The organism is Saccharopolyspora erythraea (genome assembly GCF_018141105.1).
In the GTDB taxonomy this organism is placed as follows: Bacteria; Actinomycetota; Actinomycetes; order Mycobacteriales; family Pseudonocardiaceae; genus Saccharopolyspora_D; species Saccharopolyspora_D erythraea_A.
The window spans coordinates 5,847,437-5,863,286 of record NZ_CP054839.1 but is presented as its reverse complement, the minus strand read 5'-3'; the positions used below and the strand labels follow the sequence as shown (position 1 = coordinate 5,863,286).

The 15,850-nt window shown below is 64.5% G+C and carries 22 protein-coding genes; 14 read left to right on the top strand and 8 right to left on the bottom strand.

Translation table 11 applies throughout. The features are described 5' to 3' along the window. Positions 1-45: 45 nt before the first annotated feature. The 3 genes from HUO13_RS26200 to HUO13_RS26190 all read right to left on the bottom strand — a co-directional run bounded on the left by HUO13_RS26200 (position 46) and on the right by HUO13_RS26190 (position 4,970). A complete protein-coding gene (locus HUO13_RS26200; RefSeq protein WP_211897697.1) occupies positions 46-3,210 on the bottom strand; it encodes a hypothetical protein in 3,165 nt (1,054 codons plus the stop codon). 207 nt (positions 3,211-3,417) lie between these two features. Continuing rightward, positions 3,418-3,804: a hypothetical protein gene (locus HUO13_RS26195; RefSeq protein ID WP_211897696.1), complete on the bottom strand. Its 387-nt coding sequence runs from the start codon at positions 3,802-3,804 to the stop codon at positions 3,418-3,420. An 869-nt stretch (positions 3,805-4,673) separates the two neighbouring features. Then, complete coding sequence (locus tag HUO13_RS26190; protein ID WP_211897695.1) at positions 4,674-4,970, bottom strand: hypothetical protein; 297 nt, start codon at positions 4,968-4,970, stop codon at positions 4,674-4,676. Between the two features lie 136 nt (positions 4,971-5,106). On the opposite strand from HUO13_RS26190, the gene HUO13_RS26185 reads away from it, so the two are divergent. Beyond that, positions 5,107-5,946: a helix-turn-helix domain-containing protein gene (locus HUO13_RS26185; protein ID WP_211897694.1), complete on the top strand. Its 840-nt coding sequence runs from the start codon at positions 5,107-5,109 to the stop codon at positions 5,944-5,946. Between the two features lie 3 nt (positions 5,947-5,949). Then, a complete protein-coding gene (locus HUO13_RS26180; protein ID WP_211897693.1) occupies positions 5,950-6,129 on the top strand; it encodes a DUF397 domain-containing protein in 180 nt (59 codons plus the stop codon). Between the two features lie 335 nt (positions 6,130-6,464). Here the strand turns inward: HUO13_RS26180 and HUO13_RS26175 are convergent, their stop codons facing one another. The 5 genes from HUO13_RS26175 to HUO13_RS26155 all read right to left on the bottom strand — a co-directional run bounded on the left by HUO13_RS26175 (position 6,465) and on the right by HUO13_RS26155 (position 8,792). Then, entirely contained in the window at positions 6,465-6,620 is a 156-nt protein-coding gene (locus tag HUO13_RS26175; protein ID WP_211897692.1) for a hypothetical protein, read from the bottom strand. A 62-nt stretch (positions 6,621-6,682) separates the two neighbouring features. After that, positions 6,683-6,994: a hypothetical protein gene (locus HUO13_RS26170; protein ID WP_211897691.1), complete on the bottom strand. Its 312-nt coding sequence runs from the start codon at positions 6,992-6,994 to the stop codon at positions 6,683-6,685. A 393-nt stretch (positions 6,995-7,387) separates the two neighbouring features. Further along, a complete protein-coding gene (locus HUO13_RS26165) occupies positions 7,388-7,849 on the bottom strand; it encodes a hypothetical protein (RefSeq protein ID WP_211897690.1) in 462 nt (153 codons plus the stop codon). Then, entirely contained in the window at positions 7,846-8,466 is a 621-nt protein-coding gene (locus HUO13_RS26160) for a transglycosylase SLT domain-containing protein (protein ID WP_211897689.1), read from the bottom strand. Before HUO13_RS26160 ends, HUO13_RS26165 begins: the two co-directional genes overlap by 4 nt. 5 nt (positions 8,467-8,471) lie before the next feature. Beyond that, entirely contained in the window at positions 8,472-8,792 is a 321-nt protein-coding gene (locus HUO13_RS26155) for a hypothetical protein (protein WP_211897688.1), read from the bottom strand. A 106-nt stretch (positions 8,793-8,898) separates the two neighbouring features. Here HUO13_RS26155 and HUO13_RS26150 point away from each other — a divergent pair, with 106 nt between their 5' ends. The 12 genes from HUO13_RS26150 (at position 8,899) to HUO13_RS26095 (ending at position 15,849) form a co-directional block, all read left to right on the top strand. Continuing rightward, positions 8,899-9,339: a hypothetical protein gene (locus tag HUO13_RS26150; protein WP_211897687.1), complete on the top strand. Its 441-nt coding sequence runs from the start codon at positions 8,899-8,901 to the stop codon at positions 9,337-9,339. Then, complete coding sequence (locus HUO13_RS26145; protein ID WP_211897686.1) at positions 9,314-10,024, top strand: ATP-binding protein; 711 nt, start codon at positions 9,314-9,316, stop codon at positions 10,022-10,024. The genes HUO13_RS26150 and HUO13_RS26145 overlap by 26 nt, the downstream gene beginning before the upstream one ends. Before the next feature lie 265 nt (positions 10,025-10,289). Then, positions 10,290-11,405, top strand: coding sequence for a hypothetical protein (locus HUO13_RS26140; RefSeq protein WP_211897685.1), 1,116 nt, complete (start codon positions 10,290-10,292; stop codon positions 11,403-11,405). Between the two features lie 409 nt (positions 11,406-11,814). Next, positions 11,815-12,426, top strand: a complete 612-nt coding sequence (locus HUO13_RS26135) for a hypothetical protein (RefSeq protein WP_211897684.1) — start codon at positions 11,815-11,817, stop codon at positions 12,424-12,426. A 17-nt stretch (positions 12,427-12,443) separates the two neighbouring features. Next, complete coding sequence (locus HUO13_RS26130; protein ID WP_211897683.1) at positions 12,444-12,599, top strand: hypothetical protein; 156 nt, start codon at positions 12,444-12,446, stop codon at positions 12,597-12,599. A gap of 92 nt (positions 12,600-12,691) precedes the next feature. Then, positions 12,692-13,093 carry a hypothetical protein gene (locus HUO13_RS26125; RefSeq protein WP_211897682.1) on the top strand — a complete coding sequence of 134 codons (402 nt, stop codon included), beginning with the start codon at positions 12,692-12,694 and terminating at the stop codon, positions 13,091-13,093. Further along, a complete protein-coding gene (locus tag HUO13_RS26120) occupies positions 13,086-13,661 on the top strand; it encodes a hypothetical protein (RefSeq protein ID WP_211897681.1) in 576 nt (191 codons plus the stop codon). The genes HUO13_RS26125 and HUO13_RS26120 overlap by 8 nt, the downstream gene beginning before the upstream one ends. A gap of 4 nt (positions 13,662-13,665) precedes the next feature. Beyond that, positions 13,666-14,007, top strand: a complete 342-nt coding sequence (locus HUO13_RS26115; RefSeq protein WP_211897680.1) for a hypothetical protein — start codon at positions 13,666-13,668, stop codon at positions 14,005-14,007. An 89-nt stretch (positions 14,008-14,096) separates the two neighbouring features. After that, positions 14,097-14,666, top strand: a complete 570-nt coding sequence (locus HUO13_RS26110; protein ID WP_211897679.1) for a hypothetical protein — start codon at positions 14,097-14,099, stop codon at positions 14,664-14,666. A gap of 10 nt (positions 14,667-14,676) precedes the next feature. After that, on the top strand, positions 14,677-14,967 hold the full coding sequence (locus HUO13_RS26105; protein WP_211897678.1) for a hypothetical protein: 291 nt from the start codon (positions 14,677-14,679) through the stop codon (positions 14,965-14,967). An 83-nt stretch (positions 14,968-15,050) separates the two neighbouring features. Further along, complete coding sequence (locus tag HUO13_RS26100; RefSeq protein ID WP_211897677.1) at positions 15,051-15,569, top strand: hypothetical protein; 519 nt, start codon at positions 15,051-15,053, stop codon at positions 15,567-15,569. Between the two features lie 61 nt (positions 15,570-15,630). Continuing rightward, positions 15,631-15,849, top strand: coding sequence for a hypothetical protein (locus tag HUO13_RS26095; protein ID WP_211897676.1), 219 nt, complete (start codon positions 15,631-15,633; stop codon positions 15,847-15,849). The last annotated feature ends 1 nt before the right edge of the window (position 15,850 follow it).

Here is a 15,850-nt window from a genome sequence, read left to right as displayed (position 1 = left end):
CCTGACCGGAGAGGCCGAGCCGCGGACCTGCCTACCGGGTTCGTGTCAGAAGTGCTTGCTGCGTGCGCATTCGCGCACATCCGGGTCCGGGTGCTCGCGGAGGGCGGTGAGCCGGTCGCGGCACGAGCCGGCTTCGTCGCCCAGCCTTATGCCCGCGAGGACCAGATGGACGGCGAGCAGTCCGGGCACCGACCCGTCGAGCGTGCTGAGGTGGTCGGCGATGGCCAGTGCCGTGTCCAGTTCGTCTGGACGCAGCGGGGGGTGGAGCAGCCCGTACGACTTCCATCGATAGGGGCGTTCGTCGATCGTGGCGACCAGTTCCGCCCAGGCGTCCGGTTCCGGCGGGCCGGAGAGGGACAGTCGTGCGAGGTGCATGAGCAGCGGCACTGCCGCGGCGTGCATGTCCGCGCGCTTGCACGCGTCGGCGAGTACGCGCGCGGCGGCTCCTTTCGCCTCATCCTGCGTGGGGATCGACCAGCAGGACAGCAGCTCTTCCAAGCGCTTGCGGGCCGTGGCCGAGCCGTTGTCGATCTCCGTGGTGAGTTGGCCGGTGATGGCGCGCAGCGCGCGAATACCGTCGTCGTGGCGGGCGGCACGGCAGAGCAACGACGCCAGGGCGCTGAACACCGTCGGAGGCGCCGCAACCGCGGCAACCGGGTCCAGTCCCGCGAGCGCCTCGGGTGCGTACTGCCACCACTCGGCATATGCGCTGATGACCTCGGCTTCGCCGGTGCCGAGCGCACCGGCCAGGGTGCGCGCGAGTACGGGGCGCTGGTCGGCGGTGACCTCGGCGGGGCGGAGGTCGAGCACCGCGGCCCTGACCGCTTCACCGCCTCGAACCGCCTCGCCCAGGATCGCGGGAACGCGGTCGTCCTCGCCGAGCACGCCCACGAGTGCGGCGACCACGGCGGCTCGAACGTCGCGGTGGAGCCCCGGGGACCCCCACGCGGCCACGAGCAGATCCGGGGCGCCCACCAGGCGTCGGCTTGCGAGAAGTCGCACCGCTTCCTTGGCCGCACCCACCGATTTCCGGCCCAGTACGAAAGGACGAAGTGTGTCGATGGCCCGCGAGTCCGGGAGCGAGTCGACGCAGTCCGCGAGGGCTCGGACGGCGGCCCGGCGGGCCGGTCCGCCGGGCTCGGAGGCGTGCCGGAGCAGGACGCGCAGCGCTTGGCCGGCGGGCGCGACGCGGGCCAGGGTTCCCAGTGCTGCTGCGGCGACCGGTGGGGCGGCGCGGTCGGCGAGAGTGGTGAGCGAGTCCGGATCGGACAAGGCCGCGACGGCCGTTTCCCGTTCCGCCGCTGGGAGATCGGCGTCGAACGCCGCCGCCGTCGCGCCGGCCTCGGCGAGCTGGCATTGAGCGGGTGTCCACCTGCCGCGCCGCCCGGCGGGAATGGGCGGCGGCGCCTGATCGTGCGAGAGCACGCGGTCGAGCAGGTCGGTGCGGCGGGTCGCGACCACCTGCCACACGCACTCGATCCGCCCCAGGACAGGATCGTGCTCGATCAGCTCACCGACGCGGTCTTCGCGCGTCGCGGGCGCGGCGATCCACAGCCGCGCCGCTTCGGCGGCTTCCCGCGGGTCGGTGGCCGTCCGCGCGATCGTGCCGAGCAGCTCGTCGAGTTCGGGCACCGACCCGGGTTCCACCAGTGCGGCCAACCGGAAAACGGCTTCGAACCGGCCACTGTGGACTTGTTGGCCGACTCTGGAACGCAGTCGCGACCACAGTAGTCGCCCGAGATCCTGGCCCGTGACGTCCACTGGCGGGCGCGGCGCTCGGACGTCGCTGTGCAGGCGAACCAGAAGGGCCTGCAACTCCTCCGCGCGTTCGCTCGACGTCTCGGTCAACGCCTGGGCGAGGGACCGGGACAGCCACCGGGAGACCAGGCCGAAGCAGTTCTCGGTCGCATCCCGGGAACTGGTCACCGCGGCGACGACCTCGTGCGGCACCGAGGTCGGGACCGCCGACAGCAGAGCGGTGGGCGCGTGGGCCACCGGACGCAGTGCCGCCACCCGGACGAGGTCCTGGTCGTACCAGGCGCGTCGGGCTTCGGCGACCGCGCGGGCGAAGGCACTGCGATCACCCTCCAACACCGCGCATCCCAGCAAGGATTCCCAGGCGACGCGGCGTTCCTGGTAGCGGTGGCTGCCCGTCGCCTCGGACAGGACCGGGGCCGCCTCCGCGTACGGCAGCATTCCGGTCATCTCCAGATGGCGCCATCCGCGGGTGGGCTTCTCGAGGTCGGCGAGGCTTCGCCGGGCCAGCCCGACGCGATCCTCCGGTGGCAGACGGCGAACTTCGTCGACCGTGACGTGCGTCGACACCTCGTCGCGCGGGTAGGCGCGTTCGAGCACACGACGCCGCGCGTGCGGCGGGACTGCTTCGAGCACCCTTCCTCGTACGGGAAGGGCCGCGAACTTCCTCAGCAGTCTCGCGACCTGCTCGACGTCCAGGCCGGCGATCGCGTGCCGGGCGCCGGGCGACAGCCGGACGTCGTGGTGGATCGGCCAGTGCTGCGCGGACGGGGCGTCGAGAAGCGCCTCCGGCTCGATCAGCAGAGCCGAGGTCATCCGGTGGTCCCGGGTCAGCGCGACGTGCCGCAGTCCGGGGTGGTTGCGCAGCACCGAGGCGAGTTCCCGGGGTGCTCGGGTGGCGAGCACGTCCAGCACGCCTCGGAAACCGAGAAACCCCCGGTTGCGCCGCCGCCCGTCCTGGGTGGGCGGTTCGCTCGCCAGCTGTCGCGCGACCACCGCGGGTGCGGTTCGGGCGAGCCTGCGCAGCAGTGTCGTGTTCGACCCGACGAGGGGCAGCCAGTGCTCGACCACTTCCGGCGAACACGCCGGCAACAACCGCGCGATCTCGGCTCGCCCGTAGCGTTCTCGCACCAGCGGCACGAGCGCATCGGCGAGTTCGCGGCGTCGGGAACGTCGCAGCACCCCGTAGACGGCGGCGCGGTCCCGAGGAGTCGAGTGCTCCACCAGCGCGGTCAGTGCGCGGTCGGAGACCGGGAGCCGGATCGACGCGGAGAGGGCGCGGCGGCGCAGGACCGGGTCCGCGAGAGCCCGTTCGACGGCGGCGAGGTCGCGGCGGACCACCGCCAGGTGCAGGCCGATGTGGCGTTCGTAGGAGTCTCCGGCGTCGAGGGCGGTGTGGACCCGCTCGTACTCCGCGGCCGGCATGGCTCGGGCGCGGGCGGCCAGAGTGCGCATTCGCGCGGGAAAGGGAAGGGCGTCCAGATGTTCCAGGATCGGTTCGCCCGCAGGAGGAATGGGAGGTGTGGTCCCCTGCCGTTCGGCTCGGGGTTCGTTGGCGCTCACCAGATGGAGCGGGTGTCGTCCTTTCGCATGATCATGGCGCCAATGATCCACGCCGCCCGCCGGTTTGGCAATCGGCGAACGGCATGCGGCCTCTTCCGGCTAGAGCGGGTAGGGACCGAATCGGCCCCATGCCACCAATATCGGCGGTGCGGCGAGGTAGAGCATTCCGAAGAACGCCGCGACCGGCCCGATCGAGCCCTGCATCGCCCGCCGCACCGGGATCAGCGCTGCCGGCGCCACCAGTGCCAGCGCGGCTATCGGCGTCAGGATCGTCGCCTGGCCGACCAGTCCGGGAACCACGAGCGCGGTCCCGCAGGCGGCCGACAGGACGCCGCCGAGCCGCGCGGCGGGGCTCGGCCCGTCGCCCGAACGGACTTCCATGCCGTGCACGTAGGCGCGCTCGTTCCGGCGCAGAGCGGTGATCAGGCCCGACGGAACGGTGAGGAAGGCCATGACTCCCTGGAGAACCCACAACAGCGCATCCACGACGACTCACCTCGGCCGGGACTATAGCGGCGAAGGTCGGGGAGCGGTCTGGAAATCGGGACGACATCGTTCATGCGTGATCGGGATTCGTGTGCCGTCGTCGGCAAGCCGGTGTCCGGCGAGAGCCGATCGCTGCTGATCGCCTCGCGCGGACGCTGCTAGGTTCTGTTTCACAAGCGGCGGAGCCGCTTGCGGTGTGGGACTCAGCTGGACCACCCGCGGGTTCTCAGCTGTCTTCTCGCGAGGACGGGCTATGAAGAACCTGGCCATCTCGCGGGACCTGCTCACTGAACGTGATGATCCAAAAATGCCGCCTGATCGCCTGCACGGTCCGTGATCGCTGGTCGGGCTGGTCGTCGTGGTGCGGCTGGGCTGCACAGGGGTGGTGATGCGTCGAGGCCCCGCACCTGTGGTGCGGGGCCTCGACGCTCGCGTACCGATCGTTGTATCCGAGGCTCCGTCTCAGGTATCACCACCTTCGGCTTGCTGACAGATGATTGGAAGCGGCCGGTTGGCGGCTGGTGGCGCAGTTCACCAGCGGTGCCAACCGGCCGCACGGACCGGTGCCGGACGGGGGAGGAAGTGCGCAGTGTCGTACGCACCTCGGCACGACACCGGACCGGGCTTACAGCCGCTCTAGGCCGCGTTGAACGCGGGCGAGGAAGCGGCGGCTACGTGCACGCTGGCTCAGACCTACAGTGACCCGCCTGGCGTCACAGAAGCAGTCGGAACAGGCACAGTGCCAGCGGGTGAGCACAGCGGCGTGCGTCTCGGCTCGTACGGCGGTCCAGCGGTGAGCGCCGATGACGCAGTCAGCGCACAGGACAGGCGAGAAGGTCTGAGTGATCTCGGCGGAAGCCAGGCGTAACTCAGTGCTCATCTCTGCACCCGCCGTCCACCGCTCGCTGTTGCTTCATGTACTCCCTGATGCCCTCAACCAGGGCCTCAAGGCCGTTGGCGAGGTTCGTGAGGTCTTCGCTGGTAGCGCTCGTGTCCAGAACTTTTGGTGCGGTGTCCCTGATGGTGGACTCGGCGGCTCGTAGTACGAACGTCAAGTTCGACTGCGGTGAATACCTCTTCACCGTTGGCGAGAAGCGAAGCGAAACGAACTCGCCCTCATCGTTGGCATCACGACCCGAATTCGGATCGTTCGCCAGTGCTGCCATGATGCCTCCTTTGAAGGGCTGTACACCTGAACCAGTACGCGTACTGCGAAGACTGTAGCGCAGTACGCGTACTGACGTGGGTGGTTCTTTCGGGTGGTTGCGTTCGTCCCTGTACTGCGGCGCTTAGAGTCGGCATATGACCTTGCGACGGCAGATGTTGGGTAGGAGCCTCGCCGAGTGGCGTGAACACGCTGGCGTGACGCGGAGCGAGGTAGCCGCCGAACTGGGCTGCACGGCTGACCGCGTCCGCCACCTGGAATCCGGGCGCAACGTGCCGACGCGGCCTGACCTCATCGTGATGTGTGCGCTGTACGGCGTGCCGGACGCTGACCGTGAGGTACTTCTAGCTACGCGGGCAGAGGCACAGAAGCCGGGATGGTGGCAGACGTACCGCCTTCCAAGCTGGCTCGCGTCCTATGTGACGCTGGAGACTGAAGCGGCACGGGTCCGCAACTGGGAAGGTGAGCTGATCCCCGGCCTGCTTCAAACCGAGGGGTACGCCCGTCGCGTAGCGGAGTTGGGTCACCTGGTCGTCTCGTCGGCAGAAGCCGACAAGCGCATTGCCGCACGGCTCCACCGTCAGCAGCGGCTCACTGCTGATCAACCGCTCGCACTGGACGCGGTGATCTCGGAAGCGGCAATCGAGCGTTGCGCCGCTGAACCAGGCATCGCAGCGGATCAGCTCGCACACCTGCTCAAGATGCTTGAGCGACCAAACGTCACGATCCGTGTGCTACCGATCGCAGCCGGTCTACATCAGGCGATGGCAGGCAGCTTCGCCCTGTTGGACTTCGACCCCGGCACATGGCCTGAAACCGGGTATCAGGAGTACGCCGTAGGCGGCCACCTGGTCGACGACGCTGAAGCCGTTTCCACGCTGGGTAGCCTGTTCGCTGAGCTGCAAGAGCGGGCACTGACTGAGTCGGACAGTGCCCGCTTGATCTTGCAGTATCACCAGAGAAGCGAAAGCAGGTAGCCAATGGAAGCACAACCCGTCCGCTGGCGGAAGTCTAGCCGGAGCACGGCGCAAGGTCAGTGCATCGAGTTAAGCGAACCAGTCGGCATGATCCGGGACTCGAAAGACCCGGACGGGCCGACCCTGAAGGCCGATGTGCCAGCCTTCGTCCGAGCGGTGAAGGCTGGTCGATTCGACCGCTGATCGCATAACAATGGTGCCCCCGGTATTCGTACCGGGGGCACCATTGTGTCTGAAAGACGTTGAATGACTCGGCGGCGCCGACGTCCTCCCGACGTGGCGAGCGTATCAGGCGTGACCGGTGTGTCTTCGGTGATCCTCCACGATCGCCCGCCATGTCATATATCGCTGTTCCGGCACGCTGAACGTGCACTCGCGGCAGGCCCAGTCGCGGTTGTGGAAGTAGAGAACGTGCCCGGTGACGCGGTCCAGGTAGTCCTTTCCACTGTTGAACGGGCGTTGGTTGAATTGGAGCCGGACGCTTCCGGCGGGCGCTTGTGTGAACATGTCTGTTCCCTTCAGCCGACCATCCGCAACATTTGGAGCACCATCGGGATTTGGTCGACCATGTGCGGCGGAACTTCGGCGCTTTGCGTCGTGCTGAGCCGGTGATCCGTAATGGTAAGGGTGTACCGTCCTTCAGCTTCCTGGACTTCCGCAGAATAGATGATCACGCTTGTTTCTCCCTTCAAAAGGACCGGCCCAAACGCGGTGTGCGTCTGGGCCGTGCGGGTTGTCAGGTTTGCGAACTTGTCCTCTTGCGCTTGGGTTCATCCTTGTCGACGGTTTTGAACACAACGGCGGTGGTGTTGTTGTCGCCGTCGCGTTCCTTACCCTGTTCGAACTTGTAACCCTCGCGGTTGCTGAGGCTTCGCAGATACGCCAACACCTGGTTAGCGCAGTCCTCACTAGGGACATCAACCCGCTTGGACTTACCAGTCTTCAAGGACTCATCAACCGCCTTGCGCACTTCAGGCGGAATAGGCAGACCAGCGCGACGCGAGCGCGGAATGTCTCCGTCAGCATCACTGATGTTGAAACCCGACATAGAAAGGTGACTCCTCCCCTAACTACCAATGACTATCGGGGCGTCCGACCACTATGAACTGCGACGTGGTCCCGCGCAAGAACTTTCTTGAAACTGCCTTATTTGGCCCGTTGTGTCGTGTTTGCGAATGCGCTATAAAACTGTGCACTAATCACGGGCTAGACGCTGGCTAAACGCTCCCAGTAGCCGGTACCGGCTGTTTCGCAGTCTGGGCGAATCCGTAGTTCTACGGTACACGAATGGAGTAACGATCGATCGGAGCCCGTGGTAGCACGGGTTCCGACCGTGGCGTCTCCGTAGTTTTACGGAGACGGTTCGGCCGCCTCCATCCACGCTGCATCCCGCATCCGTAGTTTTACGGACGGGCGCCATCATGGCGTGCCCTAGGCCACCTCACAACCTCCATTCATCGCCACTTGCGACGTCTGCGACTGCCAGGGAGACCGTGACGGTCACGGCGTTCGGGCTCGGGTTGCCGATGTAGAGGGTCTGGCCGTTGCGCAGCAGCAGGGAGGCCCGGCCGAACTGGGCGATGCCGCCCGGCTGCCCGCCCACCTGGCCGACGTAGGCAGAGGGAGACGCGTCGTCGGTATGCAGGCTGACCCAGCCGCCATGCACGCTGATACGCCTGATGTCCCAGATGCGACCAGGGCGCGGCCCGATCGGCGCTGTGCCGGTCGTCAGGGTTCGCCCGCTGTATCCGGGCAGCGTGACCGTGGAGGCTCGCACCGTGGCGTACTCCGGTGCCCGCATGAGCATCTGGTGACGCAGGCTGATCGCGTCGGCGACGATGCCGCCGATCTCGTCAGGGGTGGCAATGTCGATCTCCCGCCCCGCTTCGATCTTGACTCTCACGATGATTTCCCTTCTGTGACAAAGAAAAACACGCCAGCGGCGATGAACCCGACGCCAAGGAACCCGCAGAAGATGCGGATGAACAGGTTGGGCAGGTTCGCCCAGCCGAGCACCTTCCCCAAGGCGGTGAACGCGGCACCGCCCAACGGATCGGGAAGCCCCAACATGGAACCCGTTCCGAAACCGGCGGGTGTGGCGCCTGGCGGCGGTGGCTGGCCGGTCGGCGGCGGTGCCTGCGGACCGCCATTGAGCTTGAGCTGACCGGATTTGATCTGCCGGTACCAGTTGTTGACGTTGGTCGCATACGCCGCCTTGTTCGCCGGTCGCTGCGAGGCTGCCGCGATCTGTCCCGGCGACCACGTGGGGTGATCGCGGGCAACATCGGCCATCACCGACAACGCCTGATTGGCATTGTTGGCAGGATTGAACGCCCATTCCGGGGTATGGTTTCCCAACTGGCCACCCCGGTGCAGCTGATACAACCCGAACGACGTCCCGTTATCGCCAACCGCACGCGGATTCAGCTTCGATTCCTGGTATGCGGTCGCCAGCGCCAAAATCGGATCAACGCCGTGTTGCTGGGCAACGCTGGTGATGGTTTCAACGATGTTGGCCATCGTGGCTACTTCCGGAAGTATCGGCTTCGGGACTTGGGAGTGGGCTCGTCGGCTGACTCCGGTTCCTCCTGTTGGCCGCCATCGCCCTTATCTTCCTCTTCATCGCCCTTTTCAGCCATATTCGCATCAGCAGGCGACGCGGGGCCGAAATGCCGGATAAACTCGTCGGGAGATCCAGCAAAGACAATAACCTGATTGGTTCCCGCGGACGCTTCAGCCTCGTTTTCTTCGGTGGTTTCTTCAACGCCTTCATCCTCGTCTTCGGCCAACAGCGCAAGCAACTTTTCACGCTCTTTGTCGCTGAGTCGACGCTTCTTTTCAGGCATGAACAGCCCCTTTCGTGAACGCGATTATCGAGCGCCCGCACTCGGGCGGTATTTGCATATACTCAGGCTAGCATCGAATCCGTTTTTTTCGAGGGGTGCAAATCTCATGCCTGATCTGTCCATCACTACTGTTGACGACAGCCTGAATGCGGCGCAGGAACCGACACCGGGAGACAAGCCGCGTAAGCGCGGCAGGCCGCGCGGAAGTACGAATAAGCAGAAGCAGCAAGCGTTCGCCCGTGAACTCGGCGAAGAATTAGACGCAATGCTGAAGATGATTGCGATGCTGTGGTCTACGCGGGACCCGGTGTGTGGTGGCGCGCTGAATGAGACCAGCTCTCTGATCGCGAACGACATTGCGGAATTAGCGGCATCGTCTGCGCGGGCGCGCAAGTACCTTGAACAGACGATGGGACTTGGCAAGATCGTGCCGCTGCTGATGCATCTGACTCCGTTGATCATGACGATTCGCGAGCACCACCTGAGCCCGAAGAACAGCGACGACGAATCGGCGGAGACTCATGGTCGAGCGTATCCCGTGGGATGAGCTAGAGCCCGCGATTCTGGATCATTGGGGTTGGCCCGGCGGAAAGTGGCAACCCGAACACATGGCCGTGTTGGGGCCGACAGGTTCGGGAAAGTCGTATTTCGCGACGCATCTGTTGCATCAGCGCGTGACGCGGTCCGGGGCGCACGCCATCATTGTTGCGACCAAACCGGCCGATTCCACTATGACGCGCATGGCGCGGCAGGGCTGGGTGATCCGGCGGACGTGGCCACCTGACTACGGGCAGAACCGCGTGATCTACTGGCCGACCTCCGGTAAGCCGTCTGAAGGCATCGCGCGGCAGCGTCAAGCTGTGTTTGAAATGCTGGATGAGCTGTGGAAGCCTGACGCCAATGTCATTATCCAGTTCGATGAGATCGCCTACATCGAACACGAATTGAAGCTCTCACCGCTGATCGCGAAGTACTGGCGAGAGTCGCGGGCGCTGGGAATCACGCTGATGGCGATGACGCAGCGACCCCGTTTCGTGTCGCGCTATATGCACTCCGAACCAAGCTGGTCGGTTGCGTTCAGGCCGGATGATGAGGATGACGCCGCGCGGGTTGCGGAGGTGATCGGCGGGCGCAGGAAGTACAAACCGATTCTGTTGGATCTCGAACCGCATGAATTTCTGATCGTGCGACGACGCAAACGCGAGGCATACATTTCAAAACTGCCCGGATAGAGCACCGCGGGGCAATTTTTGAGGGTCGCTTCCGGAGGTGGCCGGCCTCTACACTGAAAGCGATTCTCCCGAAAGCAGTGAGGGGGTGTACTGTGCACGTTCACTTTTCGGCGACTGCGGCAACGTCGGCGTTTTTCTCTGTGCTTCTGATGGGCACGTTGTGGCGTCTGTTGGCCGCGCATTTCGCTAACTCGAATTCGCCCACGTGGCAGCACGTGGGCCGCGCCATGGCGTTCCAGTACTGATCAATATGATTGGAGTTTTCATGCCTGCTGCGACTGTTGGCGGTCCGGGTGCGCCGCCGCCGAACAAGGGCCACGGCGGGGCTGTGCAGATCCCGTTTCTGGTCGGGTCCAGCCATTACGCTGAGAAGATTTTCACTGACACCTACGAAGTGAAGCCGGGCACGAGTCAGGAGTTTGTTCACAACGTGACGCCTGGCGGTTTTCTGCGGGGTGTCACGTTGTATGTGAAGGCGACCGGCGGTGCGCTGGGGCAGGGCAGCATCGCGCCCGATAATCCGTGGTCGCTGATCACGTCGATTTCGCTGGAAAACATCGACGGTAGCCCGATCAAGTACCCGATGTCCGGGTATGCCTATTACTTGGAGAACAAGTACGGCAAGCCGTGGATGGGCGACCCGACGAAGTACAGCGGGTACAACCGGGGCATCAATCCCAGCTTCGTACTGCGCATCTTCCCGGAAATTCGGGACACGGCTGGGGTGCTGGCTAACACCGATGCCCGTGCGCAGTACCGCATTCGCTACACGCTGGCCGGTGGGGACAACATCGCCACCGGCAACGTGTCAGCCTGGCCGAACGTCACCGTGACGGGATTTCTGGAGACGTGGGCGCAGACCGACGCACAGGACTTGCACGGTAATCCGATTGCCCCACTGCCTCCGGGCCTGTCGGTCGGGTCGCTGTTGCGCCACGATGTGAAGACGCTCAATGCGGCCGGTGCGGACAACCTGTTGCAGCTCTCGAACACGGGCAATGAGTACCGCACGATCATTCTGGTGGTGCGGGACTCCAAGGGCGAACGGCAGGACTATCTCAGTGATCCCATTCGTTTCAGGCTCGACGACCGGTCGGTGTTTGTTCGCTCCCCTGAGTCGCTGTTCTCGCAAATGGAGTGGCACTACGATTCGTTGGGTCTGGGGATCGCGGAACGCGAAACCGGGGTGTATGTGATTCCCCGATTCCGCCAGCCTGGTCAGCTCACCGGTTCGTACTGGCTGCCCACGTCGAATGCCACCTACGTGATGATGGAAACCGCGACCGCTGCCGGTGCGAAGAACCTGCCGGGCACGGTCGAAATCATCACTGACGAAGTGGTGCCGATCAACGCGATTCCGCCGGAAATGGAGGGTATCTAAATGGCAGGCCGCTACCCGGGTGGTGCCGCTGATCAGGCCGCGCCCGCTGCTGCGCCCACACCGCCGGTTTCGGGCGGATCAGGCCGACCCTGGCAGCCCACGGTGTCGTATCTGGTGCTGCTGGTACTCGCCGAATATGGGCTGTTGCTCACGCTCCGCTACATTTTCCGCCACGTTCACGGAGGCTGATCTCATGAAGCGCAAGCACATCATTTTGTGGGTTCTGCTTGGTTGGGCAATTGCCCTGCTGTTCCCGCCGCAAGCCTTGATCGGAGCACTGAAGGGGCCGGGCTGATGCGTCCGGCAATCGGTCTGACTCTCATCATCATCGGAATCGCCTTGGAATGGGTGGCGCTGCACGGCTATAACGCACCCGAACCAGGGTTCAGAGGATTCATTAGGGGTGTGTATGGCGGCATCACCCAAGCAGCCGAAGGACAGTAAAGCCGGAAAGGCTGCCAAGACTGCCGCTAAGGCTGCTGGACCGGAAGCCGCTGCGGCAGTCAAGGTCGCCGGAACGGCGGGCAAGGTCGCCCGCCGTTCCGGCCGGGCAGCCTCGCGCAACATGCACAGCGGTTCGGCCTCGCTGCGGACGCTGAAAGGCGAATGGCTGTGCGGAATTCTGCTGATGTGGCTGTATCCGTTGGTGAAGCCGGATTGGGTCAAGAGCTTCAATCAGTGGATAGCGCGGCAACTGCTGTGGTCGGCGGTGTTCGTGGTGCTGTTCGCCATCGGTGGGATTGGGCCGCGTTCCGGGCGCCTGGCGTCCGCGTTCGGCGGTCTCACGGTGCTGATGCTGCTGTTGGCTCCGTTCACCGATGGCACCGCGTTCGGGGTGCGCATGTCCAACCGGCTCAAGGACATGGCGGCCCGAAAGCCGCGTGAGAACGTCATTCCGCGCTTCAATGCACAGGCGTGGATTGATCAGCTCATCGCACCGCCCCCGCCGCCGCCCGATCCGAATGCCCCGCCGTTGCCGCTGCCGCCGGTACCGCCGGGGCCACCCATCCAATCCACGTAGGAATAGGAGAAGAAAGCATGAATAAGGTTGCTGATATCGCCATGGGCATCATCGTGGTCGCCGGAATCTTCGTCATGGTGCGGCCGGGCAGCCAGGGTCCGGGGCTGGTCAACTCGATCGGCGGGGCCTTCGGTGGGGCGCTCAAGGCCGCGACCGGCGGGGGGACCTGGTGATGCGGCATCGGACCTCGCGCCCGCTGCCGCATGCACGGACGCAGCGGTTCTACGACGAACGAACGCCGCGCCCTGGTCGTGCTGCCGGAGGTGTGCCCTTCACGGGGCGCACCTCCGGTGCCCGCCCGCCGATCGAGTACGCGGCCCCACCGCCGGCATCGTTTGACCAGGGCATTTACCGCGAACGCGGTCCGTGGTGGCACACCGGGAACTACATCCCGGCCGCCGATCCGATGCGGTGGACCGATGCCGGTCCGCTGCGTCCGGACATGCACCAGCACACCCACCAGTGGCGCCGCACCTCCGGCGGGGCGCACTCGGACCGCACCGGCCTGCACAGCCCGACACCGAGCACGACCGGGCGGGACGGGCGCAGTGGGCGGGCGCAGCAGCGGCGCCCGGTGCGCTCGCTGCTGACCTTCCCGCGGTTCCGGGGCCAGTCCTATTCGGACACCACGGCGCCGGTCGATCGGAGGGGGGTTGGTGGTGGCTGAGAAATCCTCTGTGCTGAACCGGAATTTCTTCAAAACCGAGATCGCCGGTATCGAAATGTGGACGTGGATGGCCATCGCCTTGGCGGTGCTGCTCATCGCCTCGGCGTACCGCCGCAACCCGCCTGGCGGTGCGCCTGGCGGTCCACCGGGCCAGCGGCCGGAGCAGGTCGGGACGAATCCGTATGTGTTCCTGTTGCCGGAGACCGCCGTGGCGCGTCCGGACGCACCGGGGGTGACCACCACCTACCCCGTGGGGCAGCGGGCACCGGGGACAGGCCCCAGCAGGGCCAACCCGACTGCGTTTGGCTTCGAGTGGTCGCCTTACACGGTGTTGGGCCTGAAGGAAACGCGGAAGTCGCCCGCTGACACGTCCCCGTTCGGGATCGCCACGGTCGCGTATGGACTCGATAAGGATGACACCGCGAACAGCAGCTATTTCGCGAGTCTGATCACGGCCAATAATCCCGGCATCGATTGGTCCCGCCCGCTGCACGCGGGAACGGTCGTGATGATCCCGAAGCTCAACACCGCCCCGCCGGACGCGAAACCCACGCAGTTCAACGGGTGAGCCGATGAAAGACGAAACGCTCAACGCGGTGATTCTGATCGTGGGCACGTCGGCGGCCGTGTATTCGGCGTTCTGCGGTTCGTACTTCGCTGCCGCCGAACACGAGCCGGATGCCGACACGTGCCACCGGATGCGCCTCGGTGAAGGCTTGGGAACGTTCGTCACGGTGGCTCTGGGCATCGTCGCATCAGCCCATGTCGGCGATTCAGTGCCGTTGTGGGTATCGCTCGGAATGGTCGCGTTGTTCGTGTCGGGATTCGAGTACGCCAGTGCGCACACTGGCACGAACAACGCGACCACGCCCGTTAGCACGATCAGCGCGAACAATGCAATTGTTCGCCGCTAGTCGTTACCGAAAAGTGATCGAAATTCTGGTGTGGGCGGATTAGTCTCGGCCACGCTTCGAATCCAACCCGTTGAAAGGCGGACCCACTTATGCCGCGTAAGACCTCTGCTGCCCAGAATGCCGACAACACGGCTGATGAGAACACGGCGGCTGATGTGAACAACGGTGCTGATACGGCCAAGACGAACACGGGGGCACCCGTGCCCGAAGTCATAAAGAATCACAACGCGCTCAGCGAGCGAGAAGTGCGCGATTTCCTGGCCGAAGGGTTCGCGTCGATCTCGTCGCAGGCGATGGAGGCCAGCGCGGTACTGGGACAAGCGTCCCTGCTGGCGGGCGACGACAAGGCAAAGCTGATCGGCGCCAACATGGTGGTGCTCGGATGGCGCTTCAACGAGGGCCAGTTCGCCGACGAATTCGTGAGCGTCCTGGTTCTCACCGAGCACGACGAGTTCTATGTGTTCAACGATTCCAGCGCGGGTGTGTACCGCCAGTTGCAGAACGCCACTGAACGCCTCGGACGCCAGTACGGGCCGATTCACTGCCCGCACGGTCTGCGCACCTCGGACTACTGGTACGACGAGGCGACCGGCGAGACGTTCACGGTCAAGCCCGACGACCGCAAGACGATTCCCGCCCGTACTTTCTATCTCGCCTGACTGGGGGGACATGATGGACACCACGGAAAAGATCAACGAATCCCGTTTCGCGATCCGTGCACACATGGGACTGACTCCCATCTACACGGACTCGATTGAGCACGTGTACGACTACTTGCAGGATGCGATTCCCGGTGTGGACCGTGAACACGGCGCCCTGTTCCTGTTCGCGGTCGGAATCTTCATGCTCACCGCCGCCGAGTGCGACACGATGTGTGTGCACCAGGCGGGCGCGAACATCGCGGCATTGGCCGACCGCATGTTGATCGACCACGCGTGGGAGCAGCAACTCAAGTCGTGATGACACCGGCCGCCGCTTTTCCGAAATGAACGGAAAAGCGGCGGCCGGCCAGCGCCCCGAACTAACAGAAACAGTGTAGCGCCATGAGCCGACAGCGTAAATCATGGGAATCTCTGTCTGATGCGTATCGGCGGCGGCTGGAACGGGGCGGCATTTCCCGCCAGGCATACGAATCGGGTGCGTCCCTGTCGGCAGCACGCGGGCACCGGTCCACACCGGAACGCCCGGCCGACGCGGTGCGCAACCCCGGCCGCTACGCCGAATACCTGGCACGGAACCCGAACGCAGGCAAAGAGTTTCCCGCGTTCGTGTGGCAAGCCGACCCGAACAACCTCCGCCCCGATGTCCGCGACAACTGGTCACGCCGCGACAAAACCACGATCGCCAAACATTGGAATGCGGTTGCGCGACACCGCATGTCCCACGATGACCAGTTCGCACGCCTGCTTGGACGTTTCGAAAACACCTATGTAGGGGGATATGGTGGCATCCCGAAACAACCACTTGAGACTCGTCAATCCGTCATCGACCAGTTCATTCAGCAGCAGACCGAAGACCGATTCGAAACACTCTACGAATACGCCGCACAGCTTGGAAAGTGACTGCATCCTCTGTGGCGCCACACCCGTGGAAATCCACCACGTCGCCTCACAGCACTGTGACGTGACCGTAGCGCTGTGCGTGCCGCACCATCGCGAGATCACGCGGCGCCAGACCGCAACCGGAATCCCGCCGGAACAGTGGATTGATCGGCTCATCGTCGGAGTGTGCCACCTGATTGATGCCGGATTACATCATGGAATGTCGCCCATCACGCTGTCGCGGTATCTCGTCTCATTCACCGGCGACCCCCGTCGTCGTCTACATCTGGAAGTGGATTAGG